Source organism: Polaromonas sp. UC242_47, from assembly GCF_044452385.1.
GTDB lineage: Bacteria > Pseudomonadota > Gammaproteobacteria > Burkholderiales > Burkholderiaceae_C > Polaromonas.
Window position 1 is genome coordinate 399,536 of the sequence record NZ_JBIOAO010000001.1, and the last position, 11,969, is coordinate 411,504.

Sequence of the window (11,969 nt, forward strand, 5' to 3'; positions counted from 1 at the left end):
CATGGACACCACACACACCATCCACGTCGATGTTGTCAGTGCGGAAGAGTCCATCTTTTCCGGCGAAGCCAAGTTTGTGGCTTTGCCGGGCGAGGCGGGCGAGCTGGGTATTTACCCACGCCACACACCGCTGATCACCCGCATCAAGCCCGGCACCGTGCGTATCGAAAAGGCCGACGGCACCGAAGAGTTTGTCTTCGTGGCCGGTGGCCTGCTCGAAGTGCAGCCCCACGGCGTGACTGTGCTGAGCGATACCGCCATCCGTGGCAAGGACCTGGACGAAGCCAAGGCCACCGAGGCCAAAGCCGCCGCGGAAGAAGCCTTGAAAAACGCCAAAAGCGATATCGATATCGCCATGGCCCAGTCTGAACTCGCTGTCATGGCGGCCCAGATCGCGGCCCTGCGCAAATACCGCCAGAAACGATAAGTCGTTTTCTGCGATAGCAAAAAAAACCGGTCCCAGTGGCCGGTTTTTTATGCCCGCTGTCGCCGCGTCTTTTTGGCCGGCTCCATACAGGTTACTTGTCTGCTATTGAAAATATAGCTGCTTGCGCCCGCCCTTCAAGGGCTGGAGGCTGCTTTGATGCATAAATCAGGTGTTTTCCCTCAACCCGACCTTGCGGCCGGCCCGCGTGTGCGGCCCTCGCGTCCTACAGCAGCAGCGGCGCGTCCGGCAATTCGTTGGGATTGGCCGCGGTGTCAGAGGGCGGCAAGGCAAAGTGTTGCATCAGCAGGGCCGATGTTTCTTCGAGGGCTTGTGTCAGTCCGTCTTCATAACGCAGCTCGCGAAAGGTGCTGCTCATGCGGGCCATGACGGCCTTCCAGTGTTTGTCGCTCGCGTGTATGTTCAGGCCGCGGTCGGCCACAATTTCGATCGCATGTTCGGCCAGCAGGACGTAGATCAACACGCCATTGTTGTGCTCCGTGTCCCACACGCCCAGTTTTCCAAACAGCGCCAGCGCACGTTCACGGATCACCTGTTGCAGGGGTTTGGCACGGTTGATGCGCCAGAGGTAACTCAGGGGCAAGGCGGCCTCGACACAGATGCGGATTTCGCCGCTGTGGCGCTTTTCGCTCGCGGTGACACGTTGCGTCACACGCGCCAGCACCTCGGGCGGGATGGCGCGCTCGGCGTCGGAGCGGTCCAGCCACAGGTGTTTGAGAATCAATAAGAGTTTGGGCATCATGATGATTGTCCGGGTCTTACCAGCCGCCTGAGGCGCCACCACCGCCGAAGTTGCCGCCGCCGCCGCTGCTAAAGCCGCCACCACCGCCGCCGCCCCAACTGCCGCCACTGCGGAAACCACCCCCGCCCATGCCGGGGCCACCCCAGCCGCCACCGCCGCCGCGGCCGGCCGGCGCCAGACTCGCCACCAGCGCAAAAAGGATGCCGGCAACCGCCGCAATCCCGGCCACCAGCAGGCTGGCCGTGACCAACCAGGCCAGCACACCGACGGCGCCGCCGGTTACAAAAGAGCCGGCCTTGCGCCCTATGATGCCGGCCAGCACGCGGCCGCCGATCGGCACCGCAAAAAACAGGAAAACGGCCAGATCCATCCACTGGAAACCGGCAGCGCCACGGCTGCTGCCGAAATCACCTTGGGCGGCCTCCGGCTCGGGGAGTTTTTCGCCCGAGATCAAGGCCATGAGCTGGTCCGTGGCCGCATTCAGGCCGCCGGCAAAGTCACCTTCGCGAAAACGCGGCGTGATGGCGCGGTCAATCACCTGGCGTGCCGCCAAGTCCGGGATCGCACCTTCCAGCGTCTTGGCCGTGGCGATGCGCACCTTGCGATCGTTTTTGGCCACGACGAGCAGCAGCCCGTCGCCCACGCCCTTGCGGCCTATCTTCCAGAGGTCCCCCACACGCTGGGTGTAGTCCACAATGTCCTCGGGCAGGGTGGTGGGCACCATCAGCACCACAATTTGTGAACCTTTGGCCTTTTCAAACGCTTCCAACTTGGCTTCCAGCGCCTGTTTTTGTCCCGCATCCAGCGTGCCGGTGGTGTCCATCACCCGCGCCGTGAGGGCCGGAATGGGTTGCAGGCCAGGCACGGCCTGCGCCCAGGTCTGGCCCTGCAGCAGGCCCAGGGCCAGCCACAAGGCCGTCAGCCAGCCGGCGATACGTGTGCGACACATGGGGTGATACCCGCTGGCTTATTTCTTCTCGAAACTGACGGCCGGTGGCGCGCTGATTTGCGCCTCGTTCTGCACACTGAAGTTGGGCTTGACCTTGTAACCAAACACCATGGCCGTCAGGTTGTTGGGAAAGCTGCGGGTGAGCACGTTGTAGGCCTGCACCGCCTGGATGTAGCGGTTGCGGGCGACCGTGATGCGGTTTTCCGTGCCTTCCAGCTGTACCCGCAGGTCCTGGAAGCCCTGGTTGGCCTTGAGGCTGGGGTAGTTCTCGGTCACGACCAGCAGGCGCGACAAGGCCGAGCTCAGTTCACCCTGGGCCGCCTGGAATTTGGCGAAGGCTTCGGGGTTGTTCAGGGTTTCGGGCGTGACCTGCATGGAGGTGGCTTTGGCGCGCGCTTCGACGACTTTGGTCAGGGTGTCCTGTTCAAACGCGGCTTCCCCTTTGACCGTGGCGACAATATTGGGCACAAGGTCAGCGCGGCGCTGGTACTGGTTGAGCACTTCGGACCAGGCCGACTTGGTCTGCTCGTCCAGGCTCTGGAACTCGTTGTAGCCGCAGCCTGACAGCAGCAGGGCGAACAGGCCGGTAAAAATCCAGCTGACAAAACGCAATTTCATGTAAAGCCTCCAAAAAGCAAGCTGCAACACTACCATAGTCACATGCAATTCCACGTCACCGATTCATCACCAGCCGCCAGTCCCCTGCAGGTATTGCAGGCCGCCCTGCGGCCGGTGGCCAAGGCGAGGGCTAAACCCGGCCTGTTGCTGGCCGGCGCCACCGGTGTGCTGGGCAGCGAAGTTTTGCAGCGGCTGGCCGGGAGCGGCGGTTTTGCCTACACCCAGGTGCTGGCGCGAGAACCCATCACCCCCGGGCTGCTGCAGGTCGGCATCACCTTGGTCGGCGCAGATGACATCGCGACGTGGCCGCTGTGTCCGGTAGCGGTGCAGACCGCGGTGGTGATGTTCGAGCCGTCCCGGCTGTACCACGAGCGCGAGCGCGCCTTGTGGACGCCGGTGCCCGGGCAACTGCTGGCGCTGGCGCACTGGCTCAGGCGTTGCGGCGTCCAGACCCTGGTGCTGGTCTTGCCCCATGCCCAGGGCAGCTTGCCGCAAGCCTTGATGCAGGGCCTGGCCAACATCGATGAGCAGGCTGTCACGACACTGGGGTTTGAGCGGGTCTTGCTGGTGCGCTCTGCGCAAAAGCCGGGCGCGACGGTGGCTGCCGGCGCCCTCGACAAACTCGCCGCCTGGATGTTGTCGATTTCCAAATTCATGATCCCGGCCTCGGCCCAGCCGCTGCGGCCGGCCAAACTGGCCGAGTTTGTCGACGTCGCCCTGCGCGTGTTGCCGGCCGGCACCCACGTGGCCGGGCCTGAGCTGTTGTGGCAGGCCGCGCAGGCGCCAGACATGCACACGGTGGTGTCGGCGTGGCTTAATACGACAGAGCCCACTTCAGCGCCGGGCTGAACCCGACTTTCTTTGAATTCACCCATGCAAAAACCCAAAGTTTCCCCGGCCCATCAAGGCAGCGCCGACGACACCGAGGCGACCTTTTACGAGGCGCTGCAAACCGGCGACATTGAAAAACTCATGGCCTGCTGGGCCGATGAGGACGACATCGTCTGTGTCCATCCGGGCGGGCCGCGCATCGTCGGACCCGGCGCCATACGGGCCGCGTTTGATGCGATGTTTGCCAACGGCAGCATCCGGGCGCAGGCCGAAAAAGTCCGCAAGATAGAAAGCATGGGCACCAGCGTGCACAGCGTGCTGGAGCGCATCGAGCTCATGACCGAAGAAGGTCCGCGCCACGCCTACGCGATTGCCACCAATGTTTACCAGAAGACCGCACAGGGCTGGCGCATGGTGGCGCACCATGCCAGCCCGGGCACGCCGCACGAAATGCAGGAAGCCTCGGACAGCCCGCAAGTGTTGCATTGATGGCGATGCTGTACCAAGCTCCCTGGTGGCTGCCCGGCGGCAACCTGCAAACCATTTACGCGGCCCTGCGCTCCAAACGTTACCTGGCCGAGGCGCCGAGTTTTAGCCGCGAACGCTGGACCACACCGGACGATGATTTTGTCGACGTGGATTTTGCCCGGCACGCCAGTGCCGACGATGCGCCGCTGCTGGTGGTGTTTCATGGTCTGGAGGGTTCGTCGGCCAGCCACTATGCCGAAGCTTTTGCCGATGTCGCGCGGGTGCGCGGCTGGGCCTGCGCCGTGCCGCATTTTCGCGGCTGCTCGGGCGAGATCAACCGCGCGCCACGCGCCTACCATTCGGGCGACTTCGAGGAGATCGACTGGATACTGCGGCGTTTCCGGCGCCAGCACGCGGGCCCGCTGTTTGCCGTCGGCATTTCGCTGGGCGGCAACGCCTTGATGCGTTGGGCTGGCGAAATGGAGTCTGCGGCCGGCGAGGTGGTGGCGGCGGTGGCTTCGGTGTGTTCGCCGCTGGATCTGGTGGCCAGCGGCCACGCGATCGGCCGGGGTTTTAACCGCCTGGTCTACACCCGCATGTTTCTCAGTTCCATGGTGCCCAAGGCGCTCAAAAAGCTGGAGCAACACCCCGGCCTGTTCAATGCCGACGCGCTGCTGGCGGCGCGCGACCTGTACGCTTTCGACAACATCTTCACGGCGCCGCTGCACGGTTTTCAGAACACCGACGATTATTGGTCACGGGCCTCGGCCAAGCCGCACCTGCGGCGTATTGCGGTGGCGGCGCTGGCTGTCAATGCGCTCAACGACCCCTTCATCCCGCCCGCCAGCTTGCCGCAAGCCGCCGACGTGAGTGCGGCCGTCACGTTGTGGCAGCCGCCTGAAGGCGGCCATGTCGGTTTTCCGTCGGCGCCTTTCCCCGGTCATGTGCGTGCGATGCCCGAGGCGGTGTGCGGGTTTTTTGCGGCGCAGGTCGAAGCAGCGCAAAATCAACACCATGGATGACATCGTTCGCCAGGCCATCGCCAAATGGCCCAATGTGCCCAACTGCTACGGCTGGCTGGGCCTGGACGCGCGCGGCAACTGGTATATGCGCGACGACAAGGCGCAAGCTGCCGGCCCTTTTGCCGGCGGGCCGGTTGCCGCCAAAGGGTCGCTGCTCAAACATGAGAAGCTGATTGACTTCATTCAGCGTAACTACGAAAGCGACCAGGCCGGTCAATGGTTTTTCCAGAACGGCCCGCAGCGCGTGTATGTGGAGCTGGAGGCCACGCCGCTGGTCTGGCGCATAGGCGGCGCACCGGATTTCTTTGTGACCGCACACACCGGTGAGGCGGCGCGGGCGCAGCGCTGCGTGCTGGATGAGCAGGGGCGCTTGTATCTGGAGACCGACATCGGTTTTGGCCTGGTGCATACGCAGGACATGATGCATGCGGCCGATGCCGTGGAGCGGGGCCTGTGGGTGCCGCAAGAGGCCGAAGTCCTTGCGTTGCCGGCGCGCTACGGTTATGTCACCAGCCCTCAGGCGCTACAAAAACAATAGCTTATTACGCCCATAATCAGAGGGCTGCAGGCATTTTTGACGTAAAAAAGCCGGTCTGAACCGGCTTTTTCATGTGGGAGGCTCTTGGCCCGCGGATTTATTTCACCGCGTTGACCATGTATTGCACAACGGCCTTGATCTCTGCATCCGAGGCTGTCGAGCCGCCTCGGGGAGGCATGGCGCCGACACCTTTGATGGCAATGGCGGTGATGCCATCAACACCAGCGGCCAGGCGCGGTCCCCAGGCGGCTTTGTCACCCAGTTTGGGTGCACCGGCAACACCCGTGGCGTGGCAGGTGGCGCAAGTCTGTGTGTACAGCGCAGGGACGGCATTGCCCCCGGCCGCTGGTGCGGCCGACTTGTTGGCGGCGGCCAGTGCCGCCACGACATCGGCCGAAGGTCCGGCGGCGGCATCGGTGGCTACAACAGCAGCCGCGGCGGCTTTTTGTGGCTCGGCGAACTTCGCGCCGGCGGCATTCGCCATGTGGGCGACTGCCCGGCCAATTTCAGCATCTTCAAAATCACCACCACCCTGGGGACCCATGGCACCCTTGCCTTTGAGTGCGGAATTCCACAGGCTGTCAAAGCCGGTCTTGATGCGCGGGCCCCAGGCGGCAACATCGCCAAACTTGGGCGCACCAGCGACGCCGGTGGCGTGGCAGGCGGCACATTGGGCGGCGTAGACTTCGGCGCCGGCCTTCAGCGGGCGGTTGGCATCACGGATTTCAACCGTGCCGATTTTCTGGATGCGCTGGGCGATCGCCTTTTCGACATCGACGGCGCCGGCGGCAGGCCGGTGGTCCGAGGTGACGTAATACACCAGCGCAATGATGGCGAAAATCGGGATGACAAAAGAGAAAAAAATCGCTGCCAGCAACTGCTTCGGTGTTTTGATGGGGCCAGTGTGGTCTTCTTCGTGGGCCGTTGTGTGATCGTTTGCGCTCATGGCTTCCTCAAAAAACTAAAAATCGGTAACTAAAGCAACTCATATTCGACAACCTTCGATTATAGCTGCGGCCCTCTTAATAACCTGGGATATGGCCGGCCTGACTGCTAGAATCAAACACTTCCACAGGAATCGGGTTTGCAAAGCCTGACCCTGCGAAGTCTCTGTCCACCGCAAAAGTCGGGCAGGGCACACCTTTCAGCGTTGCGGCTGTAGCTCAGTGGATAGAGTATTGGCCTCCGAAGCCAAGGGTCGTGGGTTCGATCCCCGCCAGCCGCACCAACTTTCTTTTTCAATCCCCCGCTACAGACGCCTGGAACCACAACATGAACGAGGCAAATGCTCACGCGGCGCCCTCCGGCCAACTGGGCTTTGGTTTTGACGATGACCTTGTGCTGAGCCTGCCAGCGCCCAAGCCCCCCAGAACCCGCAAAGCCAAACCGGCCGCACCTGCGCCGCTCGCGCCATCGGCGCTGGAGCCCGAAGCGATGGCGCGCGTGCTCGACAGCCATGCCGATTACCGCGTGTTGCGCCGTCTGCCCGTGGTGCAGCAGTTTGCGCACCAGCCGCTGGGGCCGGTGACACGGGTGTTGATCCTGGACACGGAAACCACGGGGCTGGAGCCTGCGCGCGACCGCATCATGGAACTGGCCCTGCTGCTGGTCGATGTGGAAACCGCCACCGGTTTGCCCACCGGGCAGGTCGAGGTCTATGACGGCCTGGAAGACCCCGGCATGCCGATACCGGCTGAGGTTCAGGCCATCACCGGCATCAGCGACGAGATGGTGCGCGGCCACAAGCTGGATGAACAACGTGTGGCCGCCATGCTGGGGCGCGCCGACCTGGTGCTGGCCCACAATGCCGGTTTTGACCGCCCGTTTGTCGAGGCACGGCTGGCGCAATTTGCGCAACGGCCCTGGGCCTGTTCGTTTGCCGATCTGGACTGGAAAAAAGAAGGCCGCGGCTCGGCCAAGCTGACACAGCTGGCGCAGGACCTGGGCTGGTTTTACGACGCACACCGCGCTGAAATGGATTGCCATGCATTGCTGGCGGTGTTGGCCAGCCCGCTGCCGGTGTCCGGCCAAACCGGGCTGGCGCGCCTGTTGGCCGCCGCCGCCCAAGCCAGCTTCCGCCTGCAGGCCACGGCCGCACCGTTTGAGGCCAAGGACCTGCTCAAGGCCAGAGGCTACCGTTGGGATGGTTTGCACAAGGTGTGGCAAACCCGGCTCAATGACGAAGCCCAGTTGTTGGCCGAATGTGACTGGCTGAAAGTGGCGGTGTATGAAAATCGCCCGGCGCGTGTGCAGGTCGAGCAGTTCGATGCCCTGAACCGTTACGCCGCCCGCCCCGGCAAACTCGATTTCAAAACGCTTTAAACGCTGGCGGCGGGTCCACGCTGCCAGGTGATGCAGCGGTTGTTGGCCGGCATGGCGCGGTCTTCCAGCAACACCAGGCCGGCTTGTGCCGCCAGGGCGTTCACCGCCTCAAAATCGCGCAGCCCGCTGGCCGGGTTGCCCGCGCGCAAGCTGGCATCAAAACGTGCATTGCTGTCGCTGGTGAAGCGCCCGCCGTAATTGAACGGGCCGTACACCACCAGCAAACCCGCGGGTGGCATGCGCCGGCCCAGTTCCGAAAACAGTTGTATGACTTCGGGCCAGCCCATGATGTGCAAGGTATTGGCGCTGAAAACGGCGTCAAAGGCGAGGTCCGGCCAGGCTTGCCGCATGTCCACTTCAACCGGGGCTGGCGTGTTGGCCAAGCCGGCTTCCTGCAGCCACAATGTGATACCCGGCAAGTTGTCCGCGACATCCGAGGTCTGCCAGCGCAAGCCCGGCAGGGCTTGCGCAAAATACACCGCGTGCTGGCCGGTGCCGCTGCCGATTTCCAGCACTTGGCGGCAACCGGCAAGCCGTTCACGCAAGACCTCCAGAATCGGTTCGCGGTTTCTGTCGGTGGCGGGGGCATAGGGTTTGTCCATAGAAGGCTGATTGTCGCTGCCTGGGAACTTTTGCAGGAAAACCGCGTCCTGCCAAGAGAGGGGGCGAGGTATAAACAGCAGGAAAATTGATCGATCGCACGCGTCGCCGGGCGCTGCTTCTCCAACCAGGACCCCACGCCATGAGACTGTACAAACTCCTCCCTATTTTGCTCGCGCCCTTGCTCTGGCTGAGCGGCTGCGCGCTGTTTCCTATCAATTCCATCAGCCCGGGGATGTCGCGCGAAGAGGTGGTGTCGCGCATGGGCACCCCGACAGCGGTGGTGCCTCTGAGCCAGGGCAGCCGTTTGCAATACTCCGGCCAGCCGGGCGGCCAATATGCGTTCATGGTGGACCTGGATGCGGCAGGCCGTGTGGTCAGCGTCAGGCAGGTGCTGGATGAGGCGGATTTCCAGCGCATAGAACTGGGCAAATGGACGCGTGCGGACGTGTTGCGCGAGTTCGGCCGGCCGGCTTTTGTCGAGCGCGTGGCATCCTGGCCGGGCGAGGTCCTGACCTACCGCTGGTACGGCATCCAGGACATGTTTTACTGGGTCTACGTCGACGGCAACCAAGTGGTGCAAAAAGCCCATCCTGGCGTGGAAGAACGCCCGAGCATGGTGCCTGTGATGCCGTAAACAGGCGCTCAATCGGCGTTGTCAGAAGCGTCGTTTTTCTTCAAGGCCAGGGCCGTTTCGTACAACTCGTTGCGTGGTGCACCGGTGATGTCGGCAGCGAGTTTCACGGCGGTTTTGAGCGGCAATTCGGCCAGCAGCAACTGCAAGACCCGGCTGCCGTCGTCCCCGGCCTGGGCTTGCTCAGCCGGGTGCAAAACCAGCGCAAACTCACCCCGGGTGCGTTGGCTGCCGGCGGCCAGCCAGGCGCTGAAGTCCTGCGCCGCAACGCTGGCGATTTCTTCAAACTGCTTGGTCAGCTCCCGGCCTACCGTGATCACACGTGTACCCAGCGGCGCCATGGCCTTGGCCAGGGCCTCGATGCGGTGCGGCGCCTCCAGGATGACCACGGCGCGTGGCTCGGCCTGCAGGGCCAGCACGGCCTGATCCCGTTCCGCCGCTTTGGACGGCAAAAAACCGGCAAAAACAAAACCGGCGTCGCCGCTGATGCCTGCCACGCTCAGGGCGGTGGTCACGCTGCTGGCGCCGGGCAGGGGCAGGATGGTGAGCCCGGCGGCCCGTACCGCCGCCACCAGACGTGCGCCCGGGTCGCTGACGGCCGGGGTGCCGGCATCGCTGACATAGGCCACCCGTTCGCCGCGTTGCAGGCGTTCTATCACCAGCAGGGCCGCCTGCGCCTCGTTGTGTTCATGCACGGCCAACAGGGGTTTGTCGATGCCGTATTGGCGCAACATGGTTTGGGTATGGCGCGTGTCTTCGCAGGCGATGGCCTGCACCAGTTGCAACACATGCAGGGCCCGCAGGCTGATGTCCGACAGGTTGCCTATGGGTGTGGCCACCACATACAGGGCCGCTTCGGGATAATGCTGCATGCCGGCCGCGGCGCGTGCGGCAGCCAGGGCCAGGTCGAAGGAAGCGTTCAATGTGGTTTTCCAAAAAGCAGGTTGCAAAAGAGGCTGTCAGCGGCGGCACTGGTGTGGCCGGCGCGCAGCCGCCGTCCGGCCAGATTACCACCAAGCGCCTGGGCGACGCGGCGGAAGCGCTGGCGCTGGCCTACCTGGTCAAGGCGGGGCTGAAACCGGTGGAGGCCAATTATCGGACGCCGGGCCGCGGTGGCGGCGAGGTGGACCTGATCATGCGCGCGCCCGATGGCACCTTGGTGTTTGTCGAGGTGCGCCAGCGCAAAAGCACGCTGCACGGCGGCGCCGCAGCCAGCATTGGGGCGCTCAAGCAGCGCCGGCTGGTGTTGGCGGCGCGCCACTACCTGATGCGTTTTGCCAGCGCGCCGCCTTGCCGTTTTGACGTGGTGCTGGTCGAAGGCCGTCTCGATGCGCCCGACACAGTTGTGCTTGAATGGCTGCAAGGCGCGTTTGATGCGGACTGAGTGGCTTGTGAATGGCGTATTTGCCCCCATTTTGTAACCATGCATTGCGCGGCGGCGGGCGGAAGGCCTGTGGACGCAAAACTGAAATTTTTGACCCGGTATCATTGACCCATGCTCGAACAACGCATTGAACAGAACTTTATTGACAGCGCTGACCTGAAATACCAGGCGGCGCAGCTACTTTCGAAACCGATTGCTGCTGCGGTGCAGGCCATTTTGGCCAGCGTGACCAGTGGTGGCAAGGTCTTGGCCTGCGGCAACGGCGGCTCAGCTGCGGATGCCCAGCATTTCGCGGCCGAGTTTGTCGGGCGTTTTGAGCGCGAGCGGCCCGAGTTGGGCGCGATTGCGCTGACCACCGACAGCTCCATCCTCACGGCCATCGCCAACGACTACGATTTCAGCGTGATTTTTTCCAAGCAGGTGCGCGCCCTGGGCGGTGCCGGCGACGTCTTGCTGGCGCTGAGCACCAGCGGCAACTCGGCCAACGTGCTGGCCGCCATCGAAGCGGCGCATGAACGCGAGATGACGGTGGTGGCGCTGACCGGCAAGGGCGGCGGCCAAATGACGGCGGCCTTGCGCGAAACCGACGTGCATATCTGTGTGCCGCATGACCGCACGGCACGCATTCAGGAAGTTCATCTGCTGGCCCTTCACTGCATTTGTGACGGCGTGGATGCCCAATTACTTGGCGACCAGGAAAGTCCTTGATGAAAAAAACCAATCCAACCACCACCCGTTTCAAGCGGCTGATGCTGACGGCCTGCACCGTGGCCCTGCTGGGCGGCAGCCTGACAGCGTGTTTTCCGCTGGCACTGGGCGGCGTCGCGGGCGGCGTCATGGTGGCCACGGACCGCCGCACCTCGGGCGCCCAACTGGAAGACGAAGGTATTGAGCTGCGTGCCATGAGCCGCCTGCGCGACGCCATCGGCAGCCGTGCGCGCGTCAGCGTGACCAGCTACAACCGCCAGGTGCTGCTCACCGGTGAAGTCCTCAACGAGCAGGACAAAAAACTCGTGGAGCAAGTGGTGTCCCGGGTTGAAAACGTCAACGGCGTGGTCAACGAGTTGGCCATCATCGACAGCCCCTCGCTGGTGCAGCGTTCTTCCGATGTGTTGATCACCGGCCAGGTCAAGGCCTTGCTGATCGATACCAAGGACTTGTACGCCGGCGCCTTCAAGGTGGTCACCGAACGCGGCACCGTCTACCTGATGGGTCGTGTGACGCAGCGTGAAGCCGAGCGTGCGACCGAAGTCGCCCGCGGTGGCCGCGGTGTGCAGAAGGTGGTGCGGATTTTCGAGGTCATCAGCGACGAAGAGCTGAAGCGCCTCATGCCCCAGCAGGCCGCCAAACCGACGGCCGCCACAGGCACACCGAGCAGCGGCGGGTAAGCCCGTCGTTCCGCCTCCCCAAAAAGAA

16 protein-coding genes and 1 tRNA gene are annotated in these 11,969 nt (G+C 63.4%); 11 read left to right on the forward strand and 6 right to left on the reverse strand.

All coding sequences use genetic code 11. From position 1 onward, the window contains the following. The first annotated feature begins 1 nt into the window (after nt 1). Nucleotides 2-427 (forward strand): F0F1 ATP synthase subunit epsilon, encoded by a 426-nt coding sequence (locus tag ACHMXK_RS01965; RefSeq protein ID WP_397437239.1) that lies wholly within the window; start codon nt 2-4, stop codon nt 425-427. A 223-nt stretch (nt 428-650) separates the two neighbouring features. On the opposite strand, the gene ACHMXK_RS01970 is transcribed toward ACHMXK_RS01965, so the two are convergent. The 3 genes from ACHMXK_RS01970 to ACHMXK_RS01980 are packed head-to-tail and all read right to left on the reverse strand — an operon-like array spanning nt 651 to nt 2,754. Beyond that, nucleotides 651-1,187, reverse strand: coding sequence for a TPM domain-containing protein (locus ACHMXK_RS01970; protein ID WP_397437240.1), 537 nt, complete (start codon nt 1,185-1,187; stop codon nt 651-653). A 16-nt stretch (nt 1,188-1,203) separates the two neighbouring features. Continuing rightward, the gene (locus ACHMXK_RS01975) at nt 1,204-2,136 is read right to left on the reverse strand and encodes a TPM domain-containing protein (RefSeq protein WP_397437241.1); all 933 of its coding nucleotides are present in this window, start codon (nt 2,134-2,136) and stop codon (nt 1,204-1,206) included. 18 nt (nt 2,137-2,154) lie between these two features. Then, a complete protein-coding gene (locus tag ACHMXK_RS01980) occupies nt 2,155-2,754 on the reverse strand; it encodes a LemA family protein (RefSeq protein ID WP_397437243.1) in 600 nt (199 codons plus the stop codon). Between the two features lie 42 nt (nt 2,755-2,796). On the opposite strand from ACHMXK_RS01980, the gene ACHMXK_RS01985 reads away from it, so the two are divergent. From ACHMXK_RS01985 to ACHMXK_RS02000, 4 genes are read left to right on the forward strand one after another with little or no spacing between them, the layout of a single operon-like run. Next, nucleotides 2,797-3,603, forward strand: coding sequence for a hypothetical protein (locus ACHMXK_RS01985; protein ID WP_397437245.1), 807 nt, complete (start codon nt 2,797-2,799; stop codon nt 3,601-3,603). Between the two features lie 24 nt (nt 3,604-3,627). Then, nucleotides 3,628-4,074, forward strand: coding sequence for a YybH family protein (locus ACHMXK_RS01990; RefSeq protein ID WP_397437247.1), 447 nt, complete (start codon nt 3,628-3,630; stop codon nt 4,072-4,074). A 5-nt stretch (nt 4,075-4,079) separates the two neighbouring features. Next, nucleotides 4,080-5,075, forward strand: coding sequence for a YheT family hydrolase (locus ACHMXK_RS01995; RefSeq protein WP_397437249.1), 996 nt, complete (start codon nt 4,080-4,082; stop codon nt 5,073-5,075). Next, on the forward strand, nt 5,068-5,613 hold the full coding sequence (locus ACHMXK_RS02000) for a DUF2946 family protein (RefSeq protein WP_397437251.1): 546 nt from the start codon (nt 5,068-5,070) through the stop codon (nt 5,611-5,613). The genes ACHMXK_RS01995 and ACHMXK_RS02000 overlap by 8 nt, the downstream gene beginning before the upstream one ends. Nucleotides 5,614-5,710: 97 nt before the next feature. Here ACHMXK_RS02000 and ACHMXK_RS02005 read toward each other — a convergent pair whose 3' ends face one another. After that, nucleotides 5,711-6,559: a c-type cytochrome gene (locus tag ACHMXK_RS02005; RefSeq protein WP_397437252.1), complete on the reverse strand. Its 849-nt coding sequence runs from the start codon at nt 6,557-6,559 to the stop codon at nt 5,711-5,713. Between the two features lie 206 nt (nt 6,560-6,765). Here ACHMXK_RS02005 and ACHMXK_RS02010 point away from each other — a divergent pair. After that, nucleotides 6,766-6,841, forward strand: a tRNA-Arg gene (locus ACHMXK_RS02010). 44 nt (nt 6,842-6,885) lie between these two features. After that, the gene (locus tag ACHMXK_RS02015; RefSeq protein ID WP_397437254.1) at nt 6,886-7,935 is read left to right on the forward strand and encodes a 3'-5' exonuclease; all 1,050 of its coding nucleotides are present in this window, start codon (nt 6,886-6,888) and stop codon (nt 7,933-7,935) included. On the opposite strand, the gene ACHMXK_RS02020 is transcribed toward ACHMXK_RS02015, so the two are convergent. After that, nucleotides 7,932-8,537 carry a DUF938 domain-containing protein gene (locus ACHMXK_RS02020; RefSeq protein ID WP_397437256.1) on the reverse strand — a complete coding sequence of 202 codons (606 nt, stop codon included), beginning with the start codon at nt 8,535-8,537 and terminating at the stop codon, nt 7,932-7,934. The two genes, ACHMXK_RS02015 and ACHMXK_RS02020, sit on opposite strands and share 4 nt — an antisense overlap. Before the next feature lie 140 nt (nt 8,538-8,677). On the opposite strand from ACHMXK_RS02020, the gene ACHMXK_RS02025 reads away from it, so the two are divergent. Continuing rightward, entirely contained in the window at nt 8,678-9,172 is a 495-nt protein-coding gene (locus tag ACHMXK_RS02025; protein WP_397437258.1) for a hypothetical protein, read from the forward strand. 8 nt (nt 9,173-9,180) lie between these two features. On the opposite strand, the gene rsmI is transcribed toward ACHMXK_RS02025, so the two are convergent. Next, nucleotides 9,181-10,041 (reverse strand): 16S rRNA (cytidine(1402)-2'-O)-methyltransferase, encoded by an 861-nt coding sequence (rsmI, locus tag ACHMXK_RS02030; protein WP_397442418.1) that lies wholly within the window; start codon nt 10,039-10,041, stop codon nt 9,181-9,183. Between the two features lie 50 nt (nt 10,042-10,091). Here rsmI and ACHMXK_RS02035 point away from each other — a divergent pair, with 50 nt between their 5' ends. The 3 genes from ACHMXK_RS02035 (at nt 10,092) to ACHMXK_RS02045 (ending at nt 11,941) form a co-directional block, all read left to right on the forward strand. Continuing rightward, the gene (locus ACHMXK_RS02035; protein WP_397437259.1) at nt 10,092-10,553 is read left to right on the forward strand and encodes a YraN family protein; all 462 of its coding nucleotides are present in this window, start codon (nt 10,092-10,094) and stop codon (nt 10,551-10,553) included. A 111-nt stretch (nt 10,554-10,664) separates the two neighbouring features. Continuing rightward, nucleotides 10,665-11,261 carry a phosphoheptose isomerase gene (locus tag ACHMXK_RS02040; RefSeq protein WP_318405994.1) on the forward strand — a complete coding sequence of 199 codons (597 nt, stop codon included), beginning with the start codon at nt 10,665-10,667 and terminating at the stop codon, nt 11,259-11,261. Then, complete coding sequence (locus ACHMXK_RS02045; RefSeq protein WP_397437261.1) at nt 11,261-11,941, forward strand: BON domain-containing protein; 681 nt, start codon at nt 11,261-11,263, stop codon at nt 11,939-11,941. Before ACHMXK_RS02040 ends, ACHMXK_RS02045 begins: the two co-directional genes overlap by 1 nt. Nucleotides 11,942-11,969: the final 28 nt, after the last annotated feature.